Source organism: Flagellimonas nanhaiensis (assembly GCF_003382275.1).
Taxonomy (GTDB): Bacteria; Bacteroidota; Bacteroidia; order Flavobacteriales; family Flavobacteriaceae; genus Flagellimonas; species Flagellimonas nanhaiensis.
Window position 1 is genome coordinate 267,564 of sequence record NZ_QTJX01000003.1, and the last position, 21,284, is coordinate 288,847.

The window sequence follows — 21,284 nt, forward strand, 5'->3', positions numbered from 1 at the left end:
GATAAGCTATTTTAGCTGTTGCACCCAACTAAATTCTTGGTTAAAGATACCTAAAATGCCAATACCGCTGTTTAACTCCATTGCTTCGTGGTTGCTGAGAAAAAGGTACCATCAAATTGAACTGTTCCTCAAATACCCTTTGGACGTTCAGAATGAGGTGCTGAGGTATCTGGTGGATTTTTCCAGAGATACCATGATAGGAGGGCAATACGGGTTTGAAGACCTTCCCAAATATGATGATTTTGCGAATAGGGTACCCATTGTGAGCTATGAGGACATTGCTCCGTTGATAGAACGCACCCGAAAGGGCGAACAAGGGTTGTTTTGGCCAACAACCATTAAATGGTTTGCCAAAAGTAGTGGGACAACCAATGCCAAAAGCAAGTTCATTCCCGTGAGTACTGAGGCCTTGGAAGACTGCCATTACAAATCCAGCAAGGACTTGTTGTGCCTTTATTTGAACAATAATGAGAATTCCCAACTTTTCAATGGTAAGAGCCTAAGGCTGGGAGGAAGTAAAGAACTTTATGAGGACAACGGTACTTTCTTTGGAGATCTTTCCGCTATTCTAATTGATAATATGCCTTTGTGGGCAGAGTATAGTAGCACGCCGAGCAATAGGGTTTCCCTTATGAGTGAGTGGGAATCCAAATTAGAGGCGATTATAGAGGAAAGTATCCATGAGAATGTGACAAGTTTGGCAGGGGTGCCTTCCTGGATGCTGGTACTATTAAATGAAGTTTTGGAAAAAACCGGCAAGAACCATCTTTTTGAAATCTGGGAAAACCTTGAGGTTTATTTCCATGGGGGCGTAAGTTTTACCCCGTACAAGAACCAATATAAAAAGTTGTTGCCCAGAAAAGGGTTCAACTATTATGAAACCTATAATGCTTCCGAAGGGTTTTTTGGGATTCAGGACAGGAACAATTCTGAAGACCTGCTATTGATGCTTGATTATGGGATTTTTTATGAATTCATCCCGGTAGATTCCTCTGGAAAAGAAGAAAAGGCCATTCCATTATGGGATGTTGAAATAGGAGTGAACTACGCACTGGTCATAACCACAAATGCAGGACTCTGGAGGTATAAAATAGGGGATACGGTAAGATTTACATCCAAAGACCCCTATAGAATTCGCATTACTGGGCGTACCAAGCATCATATCAATGCCTTTGGGGAGGAGTTGATCATTGAGAACGCCGAAGAGGCACTTAAAAGGATTTGCCAAAAGACCAATTCGGAAATCATGGACTATACTGCGGCCCCAATTTTTATGAGTGGTACTGAGAAAGGCGCGCATGAGTGGATCATAGAGTTTAGGAAACCGCCCGAGGATATTGCCTATTTCACGGAGTTCTTGGACAACGCCTTAAAATCATTGAATTCAGATTATGAGGCCAAGAGGTATAACAATATAACCTTAAGAATGCCAAAGGTGCATGTAGCCAGAAAAAATCTTTTCCATGACTGGCTCAAATCCAAGAACAAATTAGGTGGACAGCACAAAATACCCCGATTGTCCAATGAAAGGGCCTATATTGATGAATTGCTGGATATGAACTAGCAGTTAGTTCCTTTAAACTGATAAATCCGGTAAAATGGAAGTTTACGAAAACGTTTTCGTAAAATATGGTCTTTTGTCGAGCAATTTTCCTTTTCGACAAATAAAAAAGGTTTTTCTGCGTTTATTGATGAAATTCCCCCTCAACAAACCTTAACTATAACAAAAATACTGATCATGGCAGAAAAACTTGTGGTTATCTCCGATATGTGGGGCGCAAAAAAGGGACTTTGGATTACTTCTTATTTTGGCTATCTGCAGCAATATTATGACATTTCATTTCACGATTGTCAACAATTGGGGAATATTGATGTTCCTATTTCCACAGAAGAAAACATCCATAAGGCTTTTGTTGAGGGAGGTATTGACTCCGCAGTCAGCCAATTGCTGAGAAAAGAAAAGGAAGCAGCACATTATTTGGCGTTCAGTACCGGAGGTACAGTGGCCTGGAAAGCGGCTTTAAAGGGTTTGCCTATGAAGTCATTGACAGCCATTTCGGCTACCAGAATACGTTTGGAGGAACAAAGTCCAGACACGTCCTTGAATTTGATTTATGGAGAATGTGATGAATTCAAACCTAGTTTGGAATGGGCGAAAGCAACGGATGTCAATTTGAATGTCATCCCAAATTTCGGACACCATTTGTATTCCGATGAAAAGATTATCGCAGATGTCTGCCTACAATTGTTGGAACAAGCTACTAAAACAGAGGTCAAGCACTGACCTAGGATACCACTTTTAGTTTTTTAATGGTTTCGTAGGAGAGTTTTTCCTCCGCATAGGCTTTGGTGACCTTGAATTCCTTTACGTCTTCGGTACTTGGTAAGGAGAACATGGCATCTGTAAAAACAGCTTCGCATAAGGAGCGGAGACCTCTAGCACCCAATTTATACTCTACGGCCTTTTCCACAATATAGTTCAGTGCCTGTTCGGTAATGGTAAAACTAATACCGTCCATGGCAAAGAGCTTTTCATATTGTTTGATGATGGCATTCTTGGGCTCGGTCAAAATAGCTCGGAGTGTTTTTGCATCCAAAGGATTCATGTGGGTAAGCACAGGAAGCCTTCCTATGATTTCGGGAATAAGACCAAACTCTTTTAGATCCTTAGGGATAATGTACTGAAGAATGTTTTCATTGTCCAATCTATCTTCCGCTTTTGAAGCGCTATAACCAACGGCCTGCATGTTCAATCGCTTGGTGATGATTCGTTCAATACCATCAAAGGCACCTCCGGCAACAAAAAGTATATTTTCAGTATTTACCTCTATGAACTTTTGATCGGGATGTTTTCTACCTCCTTTTGGCGGTACATTGACCACCGTACCTTCCAACAGTTTTAAAAGTCCTTGCTGGACACCTTCTCCTGAAACGTCCCTAGTTATAGAAGGATTATCACTTTTACGGGCAATTTTATCTATTTCGTCAATGAAGACAATACCTCTTTCTGCTTTTTCCAGGTTGTAATCGGCAGCTTGAAGCAGTCTGGTCAGGATACTCTCAACATCTTCACCCACATAACCTGCCTCGGTGAGTACGGTTGCATCAACAATGGCCAAGGGTACATTGAGCATACGTGCAATGGTTTTTGCAATCAGGGTTTTACCGGTACCTGTTTGCCCAACCATAACAATGTTACTTTTTTGTATCTCTACATCATCATCCTTTCCCTTGGGCTGTAAAAGTCTTTTGTAGTGATTGTAAACTGCAACGGACATTACTTTCTTGGTTCTGTCCTGTCCAATGACAAAAGTGTCCAAAAAATCCCTGATCTCCATTGGTTTTTTTAAAACCAGTTCTGAGGAGAGATCTTGATTTTTGGATTGTTTGGATTCTTCGGCGACAATACTATGTGCCTGTTCAATACATCTATCGCAAATATGGGCGTCCAGACCGGCAATTAAGAGATTGGTTTCCGGTTTTTTTCTACCACAAAATGAACATTCCAAGTTTTCCTTTGCCATACATCAACATATATATTCAACCACTAATAACGCAAAAAAAAGGGATTTGGTTTAAACAAAACCATTGTTTTTGCCTCTTTTTCACTGGTTTAGGAGTCTTCTCTAATCAAAATTTCATCAATCATGCCATATTTTTTGGCCTCATCCGCTTTCATCCAATAATCACGGTCACTGTCTTCATAAACCTTATCAAAAGACTGTCCGGAGTGCTTGGCAATGATTTGGTAAAGCTCGTCCTTAATCTTTAGGACTTCTTTGGCGGCAATCTCAATATCACTTGCCTGGCCTTGTGCTCCTGAAAGGGGTTGGTGGATCATTACACGCGAATGGGTAAGACCGCTTCTTTTGCCTTCATGTCCGGCGCAAAGCAATACAGCAGCCATGGAGGCAGCTATTCCTGTACAAATAGTAGCCACATCTGGTTTAATGAACTGCATGGTGTCGTATATTCCCAGTCCGGCATATACGCTTCCACCTGGAGAGTTGATGTAGATCTGTATGTCCTTGGAAGCATCTGCACTCTCCAAGAAAAGTAACTGGGCCTGAACAATGTTCGCTACCTGATCATTGATCCCGGTTCCCAAAAAAATGATACGGTCCATCATCAACCTGGAAAAAACATCCATTGCTATGGCATTCAATTGTCTTTCCTCAATGATGTTTGGGGTCATGTTCATGGGATACATGCTACTAAGAATCTGATCGTAGTACATGCTGTTGATCCCATGGTGCTGGGTAGCATATTTTTTGAATTCTTTTCCGTAATCCATAGGATTTTCTTCGATTTATCTTAAAAAAAAGGTGCCGAAAACTAAGCTTTTCGGCACCGTAAAGATACTTAATTTTCTTTTAGGGAAACTAGCTGTAAGCTTCCTTCACGAAGTCCTCGTAATTGACCTCTTTTACCTTAAGATTGGATTTTTCCTTGTAAAGCGTCAACAACTTCTGGCTCATCAACTGCTCAGAAAGTCTTTTTACTTCATCTTGATTGCCCAATACTCGGGTGGCGATATTCTCCAATTCTTCCTCCTTAGGATCTAGATGGCCATACTGTGCCATTTGGGATTTTATAAATCCTTTGGCAAACTCCTTAAGTTCTTCCAGTTGTACCTGAAGCTCGTTCTCTTGGATTATCTTTCCTTCGATAAGTTGGTAACGAAGACCTTTTTCAGACTTTTCAAATTCTTCGCTTGCTTCATCTTCTGACAGCATCTTTTCTCCACTGATCTGAATCCATTTTTTCAAAAATTCAGAAGGAAGGTTGAATTTGGTCTCGTCAATCAACCTTTCGGTGATATCGTTCAACAATTTCTGGTCAGATTGCTGTTCAAATTGTGTTTCAGAATCGTCTTTGATTCGTTCTCTAAGCTCTTTTTCAGTTTTTACATTATCCTTCCCAAAAAGCTTATCAAACAATTCCTGGTCCAAAGCCGCAGGCTGTCTTTCATTGATTTCCTCTACGGTAAAGGTCACCTCTATATTCAGTTTTTCTGCTTTTTCCTTGGCTATGCCCAAGGAGCTTGACAACAGGTAATCTTCTTTAAAGAGTCCCTTGGTCTTAAGGGTAACAGATTCTCCTGCTTTTTTTCCAACAAGTGCATCCAAAGCCTTTTTGGCCTTTATTTTGCTAAGCTCAATAGTGGTCTTGTTCTCTATCTCCTCGGCTTCATTGGTGAATGTTCCAGTGACCTCATCAGACTTCCCTACCTCTGTTTTGGAAACGAGTTTTCCATATTGTTTTTGAATACGTTCCACTTGTTCGTCAATCATCTTTTTATCCGCAACAATTTTGTATTGGGTAACTGCTTTTTTGGTCTTTAGCTTAACATCAAAGCTTGGGGCAAGGCCCAACTCGAATTCAAAATCCAAATTATCACTTTCCCAGTCAAAATCTTCCTGTTGTTTTGGAAGTGGATTTCCTAGGACATCCAATTTTTCCTCAGTAAGATATTTGTTTAGGTTGTCTTGCAACAATTTGTTCACCTCATCTACTAAAACCGCCTTTCCATATTGTTTTTTGATCAGTCCCATGGGAACTTGACCTTTACGGAAACCTGGAATATTTGCTTGTTTTCTATAATCCTTTAGGATAGTATCAACCTTCTCCTGGTAATCTTCTTTGCTGATGGCAACTTTTACAACTGCATTTAGTTCGTCAATCTGCTCTTTGGTAATGTTCATTTCCTAAACTCGTTTGCTATTCAAAAATGGGTGGCAAAAGTAATGCATTTTAAGTTTGCCAGCAACTTTTTAAAGTGTTGAATGTCAACAAAAACAGAATCTATTTATCCTCTTTGAGAATGGAGTGCAGAATTGATTGCAAAAATGACAGCAGGAGACTAAAAATCAATGCCCACCAAATGCTGACAACTTCAAATCCTGAAATGAAATGGGCCGCGATGAGAATAATTACCGCATTGATAATTAAAAGGAACAGTCCCAACGTAACCAAGGTAATGGGCAATGTTAGAATAATGAGAATCGGTTTTACCAAAAAGTTGAGCAAGCTCAATACCACAGCAACAATAATTGCCGTCATCATCGAGTCTACACCGACGCCTGGGAGTATATAGGCAAGTATAACTACTGCAAGGGCATTCAATAGAAGTTTAATAATCAGCTTCATGGAAATCCGTTTTTAAATTAGCGAGTACAAAAAAGGCACCTTTTAAAGGTGCCTTTAAGATAAGAAAATATGTTTGTTTAGTTGATATAAAGTCCCGTATAATCCAATGGGTTTACCGAAGGAAGGTTGGAACCATATTTACCATTGATGGCAGCAATAAAGGCATTGGCCAAAATTGCGTATCCCCTAGGGGCAGGGTGTACACCATCTAAAGAAAATCCACCACCTGTGGCAAAAGTAGCCGTTACGGTGCTTCCATCGGATTGCCGGAAACCTGAGGTTTTTAAGTCATTTAGAAGCCCATTAGCGTCAACAAACGCTAGATCGTATGCCGTGGCCAAGTTTTCAATGGTCTGGTTATACGCCATAAGGGCATTTTCAATATTGGCTTGCTCTTCAGGAGTAAGTACCCATTGATCAGCCAAAGGCACTGCAACTCCATTTATGGAAGTTGGGTCCAAAGGATTGGCCAGTGTGCCAATAAAAGTCCTGGAAGTGAGCACCATTAAATCATCTGCAGTGGCTTGTCTCATACTTACAAGGGCAGCGTTGATTCCTGTGAGGTCTGTTAAATCTTCATCAATGAGTACTACGGCATTGGTATCTCCTGCAGAAAAGGAAATGGTTCTTTTTGCAATTTCAGCATCAGCATCCTCCTGGGATATTGCGTTCATGCCCACAAGAAAGGCAAATGCCCCCACAATACCTTGGTTGTATGCTGCGTAGGCACCGTTAACCAATGCTGCGGTTGCCTCATCCAAAGGAACCGGGTTGTGTGGAACAGTAGTGAAAAATGGAATATCCTTTACATCTGGAATGTTGGCGATTACCCCATCTGCTCCGTTTGCGGTCATCGTTTGTAAGATGCCGTCCAAGGAACCTGCAAAAACAGTAGGGTCTGTAATATCATTTCTGGAATAGGAGGAAGGGTCCAAATTACCTGTTTGATCTACCCCTGAACCTCCGTTGGTGGCATATAGTAGAATGTCATTAGCTCCGGTCCACAAAGAGAAGAAACTTGCTCCCTGTGCAGCTGCATCGCCAATCACTGTAGCGGATTCCGAAGAAGAAAACCTTGCAAAATACGGATTTGCCGTGCCCAAGGCCACGCCGGCAACACTGCCGTAGCCTGGTGCCAACAACTCGTAGCTTTTTGAACCTGGAACACCCATGTTATTGAACGGTCCTGAAAGTTTTGTTGAAATTTCTGTTGTGCCCTGTCCCGCAACCGGTGTTGGTGCTGGTCCATCAGGTGTAAAGGCCAAGAACAATCTATTGCCCAATATTGGGTTGCCCTGGAGCGTTGCTCCTCCTAGATTGTCCGCCATAAATGGAATTTGAAAAGCCCCACCACCCACTAGTTCAAAGTTGGTGGCCAACATATTAGGGAACGAGGCCTCTTGCCCATCAATAAAAAGGGCATTATCCGAAAATCCTGCTGTAAGGGAATTTCCTATTGCGACATATTTTGAGAAATCTGCGGTTCCCGCGGTATAAACTATGGGGTCCGGATCTGGGTCGGTGTTTATTGGGGTGTCATCTTCTTCACATGCAATCAAGAATAAGCCTAAAAATGGAAGTAAGGCATAAAACTTTTTCATATCTGAAATCTGTTTGAGTTAGTATAAGTTAAATTATGGTTAAATCAGAATTAACCAAATCTAGGTGAAATTTGTCATTCAGACAATAAAATGGATTAAAAAATTATGCATGCATAATAAAATGGGGGTAAAATTAAGAATTCAGAAAGGAGAGTGTCTTTTCAAAAAACTGCAGTGGATTTTCGGCGTGTAGCCAATGCCCAGCATTCTCAACAGTTTCAATCTCTGCACTTGGAAAATGTTTTCGTATCTGGGAGAAGTCATGAGGAAGGATGTATTCCGAACGATCTCCACGCAAAAACAAGGTCTGGTTTTGGTAGGTGGAAGTGGCATTGATGTTTTCCCCAATCTCTTCCATTTTGTTTTTAAGTACGTCCAAATTGAATCGTAACCCTAATTTTCCCTGTTCTACCCAATATAGATTTTTCAGTAAAAATTGACGTATTCCAAAATCCGCGAGATTTTGAGATAGCATTTCATCTGCCTGTTTTCTGCTGGAGATCTGATTGAAATCCAATTCTAACAGGGCATCTATTATAAGTTGATGATGGGGAGGATAGAATTTGGGTGCAATATCGGCCACAACAAGTTTGTTGACAAGCTCTGGCTGCGCAACGGAAAGATGCATGGCCGTTTTTCCTCCCATGGAATGACCCATGATGGCAGCGCTTTCTATGTTATGGTGGCCCATGTAGTGCTCCACATCAGTGCTCATAAAATCATAATCGAAATCTGGGGAATGAAAACTCTTTCCGTGGTTACGTTGATCTATGAGATGGACCTGAAATCCATTCTCGGCGTATTTAGAGCCCAAAGTCTTCCAATTGTCGGACATCCCGAGGAAACCATGCAAAATGAGCAAGGGTTTTCCCTCTCCCAATATTTTTGAATGTAGTAATGGCATCATTTCAATCGGTGTAAATACATGTTTACGACATTATCGAGACCTAGATAAATGGATTCACAAATTAGGGCATGTCCTATGGAAACCTCAAGCAAATCTGGTATGTTTTCCTTGAAGAATTTGATGTTCTGTAAATTTAAATCATGCCCTGCGTTTATGCCTAGGTTCAGCTTGTTTGCCATCTTGGCGGCTTCAACAAAAGGTTTTATGCCCTTTTCTTTTTCTCCGTTGGCAAAATTCAACGCATAGCTCTCCGTATACAGTTCTATCCTGTCTGTACCAGTTTCAGCCGCTCCTTTTACCATCTCAACATTGGGGTCGACAAAAATAGAAGTACGAATCCCATTCTTTTTGAAGGTGTCTATTACCTCCACAAGAAAGTCTTTATGTTTGATTGTATCCCAACCGGCGTTGGATGTAATGGCATCCTCTGCATCCGGAACCAACGTTACCTGGGTGGGCTTTACCTCCAAAACAAGGTCAACAAACTTTGGAATTGGGTTTCCTTCAATATTGAACTCGGTGGAGACCACATCTTTGAGTTCGCGCGCATCTTGATATTTGATATGGCGCTCATCCGGTCTAGGATGAATGGTGATGCCCTGGCCGCCAAAAGATTCTATGTCCTTCGCAGAAGTTATTAGATTCGGCATGTTACCTCCCCTGGAATTTCGAAGCGTTGCCAGTTTATTGATATTGACGCTTAACTTTGTCATAAAGTTCATTTTAAGAAAGGCAAAAATAAGAATTAGGCACGCCTTTTGCGATTTAAAATTAGTATTTTGCACCTAATAGAAATGTCATGCATATCCAGAGCCAGATCATAACTACCATACCTGTTTTTGAGGTCTCCGAGACCTTAAAGGAGGTGATACGTTTTTTTGAAGAGACCACTTTTTCGCATGTAGGAGTGACGGAGGATGGGGTCTATATTGGATTGCTCTCTGAAAACGACCTTGCCTGTTTTGAGGAGGATAAAAAAATTGAAGATTTTAGATTTGAGCTGGAAACTTTTTTTGTGACCAAGGAAACTTCGTGGTTGGACGTTCTGGAAATGTTCTCTAGAAATGAGGCAAATATTTTGCCTGTTTTGGACAAGGACCACGTAATTATCGGATATTACGATCTAGAGGATGTTGTTGGAATGTTCATTGACACTCCTTTTTTTAAGGAGCCCGGAGCTATTCTTGTGGTAGCTACTGGAATGAAGGACTATTCCTTTAGTGAAATTGCCCAAATTGTAGAGAGCAACAACGCACGACTTTTGGGCGCATTTATTACCGATTCCCAAAATGATGTGGTGCAGATAACGCTTAAAATTGGGACCCAAAACTTGAATGAGGTGGCCCAAACCTTTAGAAGATATAACTACACCATTGTATTTGGCAATAGCGATGACCAGTTTCTAGAAGATCTTAAAGAGCGCTCAGATTATCTGGAAAAATACCTAAACGTTTAACATGAAGGTTGCGATATATGGATATGCCTTTCAAGAAGGCGATATGGTCTATATAAAGGAGTTGTTTGAAGAGCTCCAAGGCGTAGGTGCATCGGTTTTTCTGGAAGAGAGTTTTGGGGCTCAGGTTTCCCGGTCAGTGCCGGAATATGAATTTGGTAAGTTCTCCCAGAACTCTGGTCTTGATAGTTCCTTTGATATGTTTGTCAGTTTTGGTGGAGATGGTACCATGTTAAGGGCAGTTACCTATGTTCAGGATTTAGGGATACCTATAGTAGGCGTCAACACGGGAAGATTGGGATTTCTTTCCACCTTTAAAAAGGAAGATGTAAGAAAGGTGGTCACTGAATTTTCGGCAGGTCATTATACTGTGGAAGAACGCACCTTGGTGGAAGTGGATACCGATTCGGGTCTTTCCCAATTTGGGAATCTAAACTTTGCCCTGAATGAAATCACCGTGAGTCGCAAGGATACCACTTCCATGATTACCGTGGAAACTTGGTTGGATGATGAATACCTCACATCGTATTGGGCCGATGGTCTAATAGTTTCTACACCTACAGGCTCTACAGGCTATTCATTAAGTTGTGGGGGTCCGGTAATAGCTCCAAGCGCAAAATCTTTGGTCTTGACACCCATAGCGCCACATAATCTAAATGCACGTCCGTTGGTCATTGCCGATGACACTCAAATACGATTAAAAGTCTCTGGAAGGGAAAAGACCCATTTGGTTTCTTTGGATTCTAGAATTGCAGATATCCCCAATGGAAAGGAAATAAGAATAAAAAAATCGGATTTTACCGTAAAAATGATAGAATACAAATCAGAAAGCTTCCTAAAAACACTTCGCAATAAATTACTTTGGGGAGAAGATAAACGTAATTGAATCATTCAAAAACAATAAAAGGAGTTAAAAACTGTTTATCAAAGGAGAACATGCATAACAGTAAATCTATAGACTTTCCTTTACTCCCTAAACATGTGTAATTTTTTGATTGTATGCGGATAGTTTTGGCTATTTTTCTGTGTGGTGTGCTAAAGGTGAGTGCCCAGACCTACGAGGTTGGTATCTTCGCGGGAGGAACCAATATGATCGGTGATGTGGGACGAACCAACTTCATATTACCATCTGGACCAGCTTTTGGAGGCATATTTAAATGGAACAAGAGCAAAAGATATGCATGGCGAGCCAGTGTGCTGTATGGTGACTTTACCGCAGATGACTCCAAATCCAGCAAATCTTCAAGAAGACAACGCGACTATGTGATGGACAATTCCATTCTGGAAGCCTCTGTGGGTATAGAATTTAACTATGTTGAATATAATCTTCACAAGCTCGGACCGGCCTTTACACCCTATCTTTATACGGGTTTGACCTACTTTAGGTACGATTTTAATTATTTTGATGCCCTTCAAGTGCAGGATATTAACCAAAAAGAAGGTAGTTTTGCAATTCCAATGACGGTTGGGGCAAAGTATCGGTTAAACCAATTCCTGATTCTTGGCGCCGAGATTGGAGCTAGGTATACTTTTACGGACAATTTGGACGCAAGTAACCCAGAAGGCTCCAATTTTGAGCAATTTAGATTCGGCAATATATTGAGCGATGACTGGTATGTCTTTTCAGGTTTTACGCTAACGTATACCTTTGGACGCAAGCCCTGCCAGGATTGTTTTCAGTAAAATGCACACGCTAGAGGACGTAAACACTAACAACCTTCCAAAACATGTGGCCATTATCATGGATGGTAATGGTAGATGGGCCAAACAACGCGGAAAACTTCGCATTTTCGGACACGAAAATGGTGTAGAAGCGGTTAGAAGGACCGTGGAAAACTGTGCCAAACTGCAAATACAATTCTTGACGCTCTATGCATTTTCCACAGAAAACTGGAATCGGCCCAAATTGGAAGTGGAGACCTTAATGAAACTATTGGTGGCCTCACTTCGCAAAGAGCTAAAAACCCTCAACAAAAACAATATTAGACTAAAAGCAGTTGGTAGGATAGAAGCCTTGCCTTCCAAGGCACAAAAAGAACTTTCTGAAGTTATTTCACAAACATCAAAAAACACGGGAACCACCCTTACCTTGGCATTGAGCTATGGGTCTAGGGAAGAACTTAAAACCGCTGTAAAAGAGATTGCTACCAAAGTTAAAAATAATATAATTTCACCTGAAAATATTGACGAAACCGTTATAAATACTCATCTTTACACGCATTTCATGCCAGATGTGGACTTGCTTATCCGTACCAGTGGTGAACGAAGGATAAGCAATTTTTTACTTTGGCAGATAGCATACGCCGAATTATATTTTATTGATGTATTTTGGCCTGATTTTAGTGAGCATCATTTGGTAGAAGCAATATTAAGTTACCAAAATAGAGAACGACGATTTGGAAAAACTAGCGAACAACTCAATTAAAGGTATAACAAACTTCACTCGGCCTTACCTAATTCTATTTTTTACATTACTATTATTTACGGGCCAAGGCTTTGCTCAGGAAACCTCCTTTGAAGACGGAAAGGTCTATATTTTGGGTGGTCTTGAGGTAACTGGCCTTCAGAGTTACAATGCCCAGACCGTAAAGACGTATACCGGTCTCAGAATTGGTCAGCCCATTACCATTCCCGGTGACGAGATAAGTGCTGTGATTAAAAAATTATGGGGCTTGGAGCTGTTCAGTAATGTTGAAATGTACTATACCAAGATTGAAGGTGACAATATTTTCTTGGAATTGAATATTCTAGAACGTCCAACATTGGCAAACGTTACCGTTTATGGTGTTAAAAAGAGAAAGGTTGAAGATATCTTAAACGATACCGATCTTAAAAAAGGCAAGAAAATCACGGAAAGTCTTATTGCAAATACAAAAAACTACCTTCAAAATAAATACAAGAAACAGGGTTACCTAAACACTACGGTAAATATTGCCACCGCAGCGGATACTTCTGGGACCAACACCCAAAATATGGTAATCAATGTCAACAAAGGTGATAAGGTAAAGATTAGAAGTATCTCCTTTGAAGGCAACGATAAACTTTCAGATAAAAGACTTCGCAAATCGCTGAAAAAGACCAAGAAGAAAAAGTTCTATCGATTCTGGAAGAAATCAAAATATATTGCAGCTGACTACAAAGAGGATCTCTCCAGCTTGGTGGATGCTTATGCAGAACGAGGATATAGGGATGCACGTGTCCTTTCAGACACTTTCGTAAAAGTCAATGAGAACAATATCGATTTAAAGATCAAAGTTGAGGAAGGGAACAAATATTACTTTGGGAACATCAACTTTGTTGGAAACTCGGTCTATACGGATAGACAATTGGGCCAGGTACTCGGAATTAGAAAAGGTTCCACATACAATGGAGTGTTGCTAAAAAAACGTATAGCGGATGACACCAAGCCCGATGCTGAGGATTTGACCAACCTGTATCAAAACAACGGATATTTGTTTTCTAGTATTAATCCGGTGGAAGTTTCTGCTGTAAACGATACAATTGACTTTGAGATCAGGATTATAGAAGGTAAGGAGACTTTTCTTGACCACGTAACCGTTGTTGGAAACGACAAGACCAATGATCATGTAATCTTTAGGGAGCTTCGTACCAGACCGGGACAAAAATACAGCAAGGATAATATTGTAAGAAGTATTAGGGAACTGGGACAACTTGGCTTTTTTGATGCCGAGCAAATAGTTCCAGATATTCAAAACCCTGACCCCAACGCAGGTACGGTAGATATAAAATATAGCCTTGTGGAAGCCGGTTCCAGCCAAATAGAACTGCAAGGTGGTTTCGGTGGTGGAGGTTTCATCGGTACTTTGGGATTGTCCTTTAGTAACTTTTCCCTGAAGAACATTTTTAATGGAGAAGCCTATAAACCTGTTCCAATGGGAGATGGGCAGACTTTTGCTTTGCGTTTGCAGGCCAGTAGGACTTTCCGTGTATACAGTCTAAACTTTGCTGAACCTTGGCTGGGAGGTAAAAAACCTGTGAGGTTTAACTTGTCATTATCCAGAACACAACAATTTGCCACTAACTTTGATAGTGGAGGTAGATTGGATGTAGATAGAAGTCGGGGATTCGCGATTACAGGAATTTCTGCGGGTCTTGCCAAAAGGGTGCAATGGCCAGATGATTACTTCACCATTTCACATGCGTTGAGTTATCAACTATACGATTTCAATGACTTTAACAATGGACTTTTCAATTTTGGAAACGGAAGTTCCAACTCCTTGAACTATACCATCGGAATCTCCAGAAGTTCACAAGGTCCAAGTAGAATTTTTCCTTTGTATGGCTCCAACTTTGAGTTGACAGCAAAATTTACACCGCCATACTCACTTTTTAGCTCAAAAGATTACAAAAGGCTTAAGAACGACATTGAAACTACTACAGAAAGACTTTTTGAAATCGGGGCTAATCCTACAGATGTTGAAGAACAGCTGGAATTTCAGGAGCTAAGTGACGAATTGGAAAGAATGGAGGAGGAGCGCTTTAAGCTGTTGGAGTTTTACAAGGTTAAATTTAAGGGCGACTGGTATACCAATCTAGTGGATAAGCTGGTATTGCGTACCAATGCGGAATTTGGATTCTTGGGAAGCTATAATAATGATATTGGTAATGTTCCTTTTGAGAGATTTTTTGTTGGAGGAGATGGTTTAGGAAACTTTACTTTAGATGGTAGGGATGTGATTCAGTTAAGAGGATATGAAAACAGTTCCCTTACACCGTTCATTACCAATCCAATTACTGGAAGGCAAGAACAAGACGGTGGTACCATATACAATAAATTTTCCTTGGAACTTAGATATCCGTTAACGCTTAAGCCGTCAGCATCTATCTATGCGCTCTCATTTTTGGAAGCAGGTAACGCATTCAACAATTTTAATGAGTATAATCCGTTTGAATTAAAAAGATCTGCCGGAGTGGGGCTACGTATTTTTATGCCGGCATTCGGTCTGTTGGGAATCGATTTTGGTTATGGCTTTGATACAGATGCCAGACCAGGATCGCTTGGACCAAGCGGCTGGCAAACGCACTTCATCATCGGGCAGCAGTTTTAATCAAAGGAAAATAGTGGCTTAACAATTTTTAAATAACTCATTTTAAATTAATTAGTTATTTTGGCACGATATTTTCTACGTAAAAAGCGGAATTAAAGATGAATACCAAAGTTCTTTTGCCATTACTTGTTTTGTTGGTCTCCTTTTACGGGTTTTCCCAAAGGGGAGTAAGAATTGGTTACGTGGACATGGAATATATTCTTGAAAATGTCGAAGAATATAGAGATGCTACCGAACAATTGAACAACAAGGCTGAAAAGTGGAAACAGGAAATTGAGCTCAAACAAAGTGTAATTGAGCAAATGAAGAAGGATTTAATGGCGGAAAAAGTATTGTTGACGGATGAATTGATAGCTGAGCGCGAAGAGGAAATCCAGATTTTGGAGACAGAGATGTTGGATTATCAGCAAGACCGTTTTGGACCTCAAGGAGATTTGGTTCTTCAGAAACGATTACTGATACAGCCGATTCAAGATCAGGTTTTCAATGAAGTCCAGAAAATAGGAGGAAATAAAAGATATGATTTTATTTTCGATAAATCCGCAGATGTTGTAATGTTGTACTCCGAAAAAAGGCACGATATCAGCGACTTGGTTTTAAGGGAGATAGCTCGAACAAGAAAAGTGAGCAAATCAAACAAAAAACAGAAAGAGCAGAATAGGTTGGAGAAATTTAAGGAAGAGGAATCTGCCGCGGAAGAAGAGATAAGCGAGGCCTTGAAAGAGCGTCAGGCCCAAGCTGAAGAAGCAAGAAATGCAAAGGCAAAGGCCGCTGATGAAAGAAGAGAAGAACAGTTAAGACTGCGGGAAGAAAGGAAGAAAGCTTACGAGGCAAGAAGAAAGAAATTATTGGAAGAGCGCGAGGCCAAAAGACAAGCAAAATTGGAAGAGCGAAAAAAAGCGCAGGAACAACCAAAGGATTCAATACAACAATAATATTGAAACACTAAAATTAACATTCAAAATAGTAACTTAGGATTATGAAAAATGTAAAGAAAATTGCTGTAGCTCTTATTTTATTTGTAGCTGCTACGGGGTTTGTAAATGCTCAGAGTAAAGTTGCCCATATCAACGTGCAGCAATTGTTGTCTGAAATGCCGGAGATGAAAGCAGCACAAGCAGAATTGAAAAAGCTACAGGAAACTTACAGAGCTGATATTGAGAGTTCCATGACGGAATTAAAGAATAAATATACCCAGTACTCTAATGAGGCCACTTCAAAATCTGAAGAGGAAAACCAAAAAAGAGCAGTAGAGCTACAAGGTTTTGAGAAGAACATCCAAGAGGCTGAGCAAGCTGCGGTTCAAGAAATGCAGAAAAAGCAACAAGAATTGTTTGCTCCCATTTCCGAGAAGGCAAAAGCCGCCATTGAAAAAGTCGCTGCCGCCCAAGGTTTCGATTACGTAATCGATGCTAGCCCAGGGTTGAGCCTGATCGTGTCAAAAGGAAAGGATTTATTGCCTGCAGTAAAACAAGAGTTGGGCTTTTAATCAATACTCAAAAAAAAACCAAGACCGCTTTTTCTTTAGGAAAAGCGGTTTTTTTATGTCAAAAGCACATTAGTAGCTATTTTTAAACATGCAAAGAGCCATAGGTATTTTTGATTCTGGCGTGGGCGGAACATCCATTTGGAAGGAAATAAGAAAAATGCTTCCCAATGAAACTACCATTTACCTTGCCGACAGTAAAAATGCTCCCTATGGAGAAAAATCCAAGGAAGAAATTATTCAACTGAGCAAAAAGAACACAGAACTGCTCATTCAAAAGAACTGCAAGATTATTGTAGTTGCCTGTAATACCGCCACAACAAATGCAATCGGCTATTTACGTGAAAACTATAGTGTCCCATTCATTGGTATTGAACCTGCAATAAAACCGGCCGCACTTCATACCAAAACCAAAAAGGTTGGTGTTTTGGCTACAAAAGGGACCCTCTCCAGTCATTTGTTTCACAATACCTCCAAATTGTTTGCCGAAGGGATAACCATATTGGAACAAGAAGGAAAAGGTTTAGTGGAATTGGTAGAGGCAGGGAAGGTGTACACTCCTGAAACTAAAATGCTATTGCGAAAATTTTTGGACCCAATGTTGGAGCAAAATATTGATTGTCTCGTCTTGGGATGCACACATTACCCTTACCTCATACCGGTACTTAAAGAAATACTTCCTTCCCACATAACCATAATTGATTCCGGAGAAGCCGTTGCAAGACAGACCAAGGCAGTTTTGGAGAACAAGGAATTGTTGTCAGAGCTTAATCAAAAAACAGATGTGTTTTATTCCAATGCCGAAATAGAGGTGTTGAAGAGTTTGTTGGAAGGGAGCAATGTCAACGTTTCCTATTTGGACTTCTGATATTTACCTCCGTTGATAGGTAAGATAGGTGAAATCATGCTTGTGTCGATTATCCGAAGGATGATATTCCGTTTTAATTAATTCCCATTCAGCATCATTTACCTCAGGGAAAAAAGTATCCGCTTCAAAATCAGCATGGATTCTTGTAAGCTCAATATCCGTGGCAAAATCCATGGCTTGACGATAGATCTCTCCTCCACCAATAATAAAAGCAGTTTCATCTTCACCCACTAGAGCGGTGGCACTTTCCAAAGAATGAACTACAACACAAGGGAATTTTGGCGTATAGGACCTATCTCGGGTGACCACAATATGTTCCCTTTTGGGCAACGCCTTTGGAAAACTTTCCAGGGTTTTTCTTCCCATAATGATTTTATGCCCAGAAGTCAACGATTTAAAACGTTTAAAGTCATCCGGAAGGTGCCAAGGTAGGTCATTGTCTATGCCCAGGGCATTGTTTTCACCCGCAGCGGCAATAATGATCAGTCGCTTCACTACTCTTTTTTTTTATTGATTTTGGATAAGGGGAAATCGGTTTCTATTTCCTTCTGGATTTCAGAAATACGTTTTTTCTGCATTTCAACCAACCTTTCTCGCTGGGTGCGTTCCCATTCCTGCCCCATGAATCTATGTGTCACAAAAACGTTGAAGGCATGCAAAATAAACAGGAAGGCCCACAAGAGAATGGCCCAAATGAACCAATCGTAAGCCTCACCGTATTTCAAAATTTTGTTGATCAGAATCAAAAAAACACTACCGATCAAAAAGATGACCAAATGGGAGAATAATCGCTTTTTTTGTTTGATGCGTTGCTGCGCATGTTCCAAAAGCTCGTGTTGCTCAAGATCTATAGCGGTTTTTTTCTTTTTTCCGAAGGACAACATGTATTGGCTATCTTTAACAACAAATATAACTGAATTGATCCCAAAACATCTGAAATGCAGAATTTAAGAAAGAAATTTCCAGTCCTGAATCAATGTATTTACGCCAATACGGCAGCTACGGGACTCTTAAGTGAAGATTTGATGGAATGGAGGCAAGGACATGACCTTGATTATTTGATCGGGGGCAGTAAAATGAAAATGAAGAGTTTTGAGGAGATGCCTCAAATTCGGGAGACAGTTGGGAGTTTTTTCGGTTGTAAAGCCGAAAATGTAGCCTTGGTGCCCAATTTTAGTTTTGGGCTCAATACTTTGTTGGAAGGTTTGCCCAAGATTCAAAATGTATTGCTTCTCAATAACGATTACCCCTCATTGAATTGGCCTTTCGAGACAAGAGGCTTCGATAGGGATTATGTGGAGATAGACGAACATTTGGAAAAAAATATCCAGGAAAAAGTAGAAACCGGAAAATTTGATGTGCTTGCGTTGAGCTTGGTGCAATGGATAAATGGAGTAAAAATAGATTTGGAATTTCTGAAACAACTGAAGAATGACCACCCAAATCTTTTGATCATGGCGGACGGCACCCAGTTTTGTGGCACTGAGCAATTTGATTTTGAGGATTCTGGAATCGATGTTTTGGCCACAAGCTCTTATAAGTGGTTGTTGGCAGGTTTTGGAAACGGTTTTGTTATGGTCAAGGATGAAATCAAAGGACGTTTTGACCTAAAGAGCATAGGCAATGGTTCCGTGGATAGGGACGGGTCCAAAAGAAACAATCTTCCATTTTGCAAGCATTTGGAACCCGGACATTTGGACTCTCTGAACTTTGGAAGCCTCAAATATTCCTTGGAATTTTTAGACTCCATTGGAATGCCCCATATTGGAACACAATTAAAAAAGCTTTCCCAAAAGGCTAAATTGGAGTTCACTGCCATGGGATTGCTGGAACAAAGTGTGGCGAATCGGGATGGCCATAGCACAATTTTCAACATAAAAGGAGATCAGCAATTGTTCCAAAAACTTAACGAGCAAGATGTGGTCTGTTCCTACCGCGGTGGAGGAATTCGGTTGAGTTTTCACTTCTATAACACGGAAGAGGAAATAGAGCTCATTGTCAAAATGCTGAAATCTTAATGACTAAAATTCCTTTTTGAAAAAAAACACGGGCTAATTTTGTAAAGGTAATCCTATTGTTATGGGCATTTTATCAATATGATAAATCGAACTTAACTTATTGTAAATAAGACGTTTTATATATTGTTTTGCTCTATAATTTTAAAAGAATTGTGACCATGGCAATAAAGAAACAATACCTAAAGAGCAAGCCGGTGTGCAAAGTAACTTTCACTGTTCCGGCAGAAGAGGCCAACAAAGTGGCCGTTGTTGGAGATTTCAACAACTGGAACCCCAAAGGAAGCATGCTTAAAAAACTAAAAAACGGAACCTTTAAAGGGACTTTTGACCTTCCTAAAGAGAATACTTACGAGTTTAGATATCTGGTTGACGGTGCTTACATCAATGATGAGGCTGCAGATCGTTACCAGTGGAACGACTACGCTGGTACAGAGAACGCAGTGCTAGAGCTTTAATCTAAAAAAAGTCGCTATTGAGGATTTATTCCTCAATAGTGACTCCTTTCCAAAAGGCAACATATCCCTTAATGGATTTGGCCAACTCACTGGTCTGTGGGTAAAACCAGGCCGCATCCGAATTTTGCTTCCCATCCACTTCAATGGTATAATAAGATGCAACACCTTTCCACGGACAGGTAGTATGGGTCTCACTTGTTTTAAAAAATTCTTTTTTTACACTTTCTGGAGGAAAGTAGTGGTTGTTCTCTATCACAACTGTATCATTGCTTTCAGCAATTACTGTATTGTTCCAAATGGCTTTCATAGCTTATTTCTTAAAAATATAGTTCTTGTAACTTACCTTATTGTCGGTAAAAGAACTCACAACTTTCAAACCAGCTTTTGAAGCTAGCCATTCCACCACTTCATCGTCATATTTTTGGGAAATTTCGGTGTGTATGGTTTCCCAGCTTTTGAAGGATACCTTAAGTTGAAGATTTTCTATAAAAACATGTTGGTCTTCTTTGGAGACCAAATAACTTTTGGCAGTTCCGGTCTCCGGATCATAAACCTCCCAATGTAAAAACTTGTCCAGGTCAAAGTCAGCGCCCATTTCCCTGTTTATTCTTGCCAAAAGATTTTTGTTGAATGCTTCTGTGATTCCCGCTTTGTCATTATAGGCATCCAAAATGGTCTGGGGATTCTTTTTCATGTCAAAGCCAATGAACACATAATCCTGTTCATTGATTGAATCTCGTAGCTCTTGAAGAAATTCAACTGCCTTTTCGTGAAGAAGGTTGCCAATATTTGATCCCAAAAACAAGATGACCTTTCTTTTGCCATTGATTTTGTTGATGTCCCTTAGGGTGTCAAAGTAGGTGCCTTGAATGGTATTGATTTCAACCTCTGGGATTTCCTTTTTAATGGAAACCTCCAAATTGTCCAATGCATTTTGACTAATATCTATGGGCCGATAATCAAAAACAATATTTTGATCTACAAGATGGCGAAGCAAAATTTTGGTCTTTTTTCCATCACCTGCGCCAAGCTCAAACAGGCTAAAAGGACCATCATTTGAAAAAAGTTGTACTATATCCTCTTTGTGCTTTTCCAAAATGTTGAACTCACTATCGGTGAGATAGTATTCCGGCATGGCCATGATATCCTGAAAAAGTTTGTCACCCACTTCGTCATAAAAATATTTTGATGATAGGTGTTTGGGGTAGGTTGTTAGTCCTTCGTAAACCTCTTGTTCAAAAATGGAGGTAAAAGAGGGAATGTTCTTGTTTTGCATA

Annotated in this window: 23 protein-coding genes; 12 read left to right on the forward strand and 11 right to left on the reverse strand. The window is 40.3% G+C overall.

All coding sequences use genetic code 11. The features are described from left to right. Positions 1-55: 55 nt before the first annotated feature. The gene (locus DX873_RS14085) at positions 56-1,564 is read left to right on the forward strand and encodes a GH3 auxin-responsive promoter family protein (RefSeq protein ID WP_116185114.1); all 1,509 of its coding nucleotides are present in this window, start codon (positions 56-58) and stop codon (positions 1,562-1,564) included. 174 nt (positions 1,565-1,738) lie between these two features. Continuing rightward, positions 1,739-2,284 (forward strand): hypothetical protein, encoded by a 546-nt coding sequence (locus DX873_RS14090; RefSeq protein ID WP_116185115.1) that lies wholly within the window; start codon positions 1,739-1,741, stop codon positions 2,282-2,284. 1 nt (position 2,285) lies between these two features. Here DX873_RS14090 and clpX read toward each other — a convergent pair whose 3' ends face one another. The 7 genes from clpX to DX873_RS14125 form a co-directional block, all read right to left on the reverse strand. Further along, entirely contained in the window at positions 2,286-3,524 is a 1,239-nt protein-coding gene (clpX, locus tag DX873_RS14095; protein ID WP_116185116.1) for an ATP-dependent Clp protease ATP-binding subunit ClpX, read from the reverse strand. Between the two features lie 89 nt (positions 3,525-3,613). Continuing rightward, positions 3,614-4,294, reverse strand: a complete 681-nt coding sequence (clpP, locus tag DX873_RS14100) for an ATP-dependent Clp endopeptidase proteolytic subunit ClpP (protein WP_116185117.1) — start codon at positions 4,292-4,294, stop codon at positions 3,614-3,616. 88 nt (positions 4,295-4,382) lie between these two features. Further along, on the reverse strand, positions 4,383-5,705 hold the full coding sequence (gene tig / locus DX873_RS14105) for a trigger factor (RefSeq protein WP_116185118.1): 1,323 nt from the start codon (positions 5,703-5,705) through the stop codon (positions 4,383-4,385). 100 nt (positions 5,706-5,805) lie between these two features. Then, positions 5,806-6,150, reverse strand: a complete 345-nt coding sequence (locus tag DX873_RS14110) for a phage holin family protein (protein ID WP_116185119.1) — start codon at positions 6,148-6,150, stop codon at positions 5,806-5,808. A 77-nt stretch (positions 6,151-6,227) separates the two neighbouring features. Further along, a complete protein-coding gene (locus DX873_RS14115; protein WP_116185120.1) occupies positions 6,228-7,751 on the reverse strand; it encodes an SGNH/GDSL hydrolase family protein in 1,524 nt (507 codons plus the stop codon). Positions 7,752-7,884: 133 nt separating this feature from the next. Continuing rightward, positions 7,885-8,655: an alpha/beta fold hydrolase gene (locus DX873_RS14120; RefSeq protein WP_116185121.1), complete on the reverse strand. Its 771-nt coding sequence runs from the start codon at positions 8,653-8,655 to the stop codon at positions 7,885-7,887. Further along, entirely contained in the window at positions 8,655-9,371 is a 717-nt protein-coding gene (locus DX873_RS14125; protein ID WP_116185122.1) for a pyridoxine 5'-phosphate synthase, read from the reverse strand. The genes DX873_RS14120 and DX873_RS14125 overlap by 1 nt, the downstream gene beginning before the upstream one ends. Positions 9,372-9,457: 86 nt before the next feature. Here DX873_RS14125 and DX873_RS14130 point away from each other — a divergent pair, with 86 nt between their 5' ends. From DX873_RS14130 to murI, 8 genes are all read left to right on the forward strand, one after another. Continuing rightward, complete coding sequence (locus DX873_RS14130; protein ID WP_116185123.1) at positions 9,458-10,114, forward strand: CBS domain-containing protein; 657 nt, start codon at positions 9,458-9,460, stop codon at positions 10,112-10,114. A 1-nt stretch (position 10,115) separates the two neighbouring features. After that, positions 10,116-10,997, forward strand: a complete 882-nt coding sequence (locus tag DX873_RS14135; RefSeq protein WP_116185124.1) for an NAD kinase — start codon at positions 10,116-10,118, stop codon at positions 10,995-10,997. Positions 10,998-11,110: 113 nt separating this feature from the next. After that, positions 11,111-11,794 carry a type IX secretion system protein PorG gene (porG, locus tag DX873_RS14140; protein ID WP_116185125.1) on the forward strand — a complete coding sequence of 228 codons (684 nt, stop codon included), beginning with the start codon at positions 11,111-11,113 and terminating at the stop codon, positions 11,792-11,794. Position 11,795: 1 nt separating this feature from the next. Continuing rightward, on the forward strand, positions 11,796-12,536 hold the full coding sequence (locus DX873_RS14145; RefSeq protein WP_116185126.1) for an isoprenyl transferase: 741 nt from the start codon (positions 11,796-11,798) through the stop codon (positions 12,534-12,536). Next, entirely contained in the window at positions 12,508-15,180 is a 2,673-nt protein-coding gene (locus DX873_RS14150) for a BamA/OMP85 family outer membrane protein (protein WP_116185127.1), read from the forward strand. The genes DX873_RS14145 and DX873_RS14150 overlap by 29 nt, the downstream gene beginning before the upstream one ends. Positions 15,181-15,278: 98 nt before the next feature. Further along, positions 15,279-16,115 carry an OmpH/Skp family outer membrane protein gene (locus tag DX873_RS14155; protein WP_116185128.1) on the forward strand — a complete coding sequence of 279 codons (837 nt, stop codon included), beginning with the start codon at positions 15,279-15,281 and terminating at the stop codon, positions 16,113-16,115. 44 nt (positions 16,116-16,159) lie between these two features. Next, a complete protein-coding gene (locus DX873_RS14160; RefSeq protein WP_116185129.1) occupies positions 16,160-16,669 on the forward strand; it encodes an OmpH/Skp family outer membrane protein in 510 nt (169 codons plus the stop codon). Between the two features lie 88 nt (positions 16,670-16,757). Beyond that, positions 16,758-17,534, forward strand: a complete 777-nt coding sequence (gene murI, locus DX873_RS14165) for a glutamate racemase (protein ID WP_116185130.1) — start codon at positions 16,758-16,760, stop codon at positions 17,532-17,534. Between the two features lie 3 nt (positions 17,535-17,537). On the opposite strand, the gene DX873_RS14170 is transcribed toward murI, so the two are convergent. Both DX873_RS14170 and DX873_RS14175 read right to left on the reverse strand, forming a co-directional pair. After that, positions 17,538-18,029 carry a dihydrofolate reductase gene (locus tag DX873_RS14170; RefSeq protein WP_116185131.1) on the reverse strand — a complete coding sequence of 164 codons (492 nt, stop codon included), beginning with the start codon at positions 18,027-18,029 and terminating at the stop codon, positions 17,538-17,540. Beyond that, positions 18,029-18,418, reverse strand: a complete 390-nt coding sequence (locus DX873_RS14175) for a 2TM domain-containing protein (RefSeq protein ID WP_116185132.1) — start codon at positions 18,416-18,418, stop codon at positions 18,029-18,031. Before DX873_RS14175 ends, DX873_RS14170 begins: the two co-directional genes overlap by 1 nt. A gap of 54 nt (positions 18,419-18,472) precedes the next feature. On the opposite strand from DX873_RS14175, the gene DX873_RS14180 reads away from it, so the two are divergent. Further along, positions 18,473-19,552, forward strand: coding sequence for an aminotransferase class V-fold PLP-dependent enzyme (locus DX873_RS14180; RefSeq protein WP_116185133.1), 1,080 nt, complete (start codon positions 18,473-18,475; stop codon positions 19,550-19,552). 158 nt (positions 19,553-19,710) lie between these two features. Then, positions 19,711-20,007, forward strand: coding sequence for an isoamylase early set domain-containing protein (locus DX873_RS14185; RefSeq protein WP_116185134.1), 297 nt, complete (start codon positions 19,711-19,713; stop codon positions 20,005-20,007). A 25-nt stretch (positions 20,008-20,032) separates the two neighbouring features. On the opposite strand, the gene DX873_RS14190 is transcribed toward DX873_RS14185, so the two are convergent. Both DX873_RS14190 and egtD read right to left on the reverse strand, forming a co-directional pair. Then, a complete protein-coding gene (locus DX873_RS14190; RefSeq protein ID WP_116185135.1) occupies positions 20,033-20,314 on the reverse strand; it encodes a DUF427 domain-containing protein in 282 nt (93 codons plus the stop codon). Between the two features lie 3 nt (positions 20,315-20,317). Next, positions 20,318-21,283 carry an L-histidine N(alpha)-methyltransferase gene (gene egtD / locus DX873_RS14195; protein WP_116185267.1) on the reverse strand — a complete coding sequence of 322 codons (966 nt, stop codon included), beginning with the start codon at positions 21,281-21,283 and terminating at the stop codon, positions 20,318-20,320. Position 21,284 lies beyond the last annotated feature (1 nt).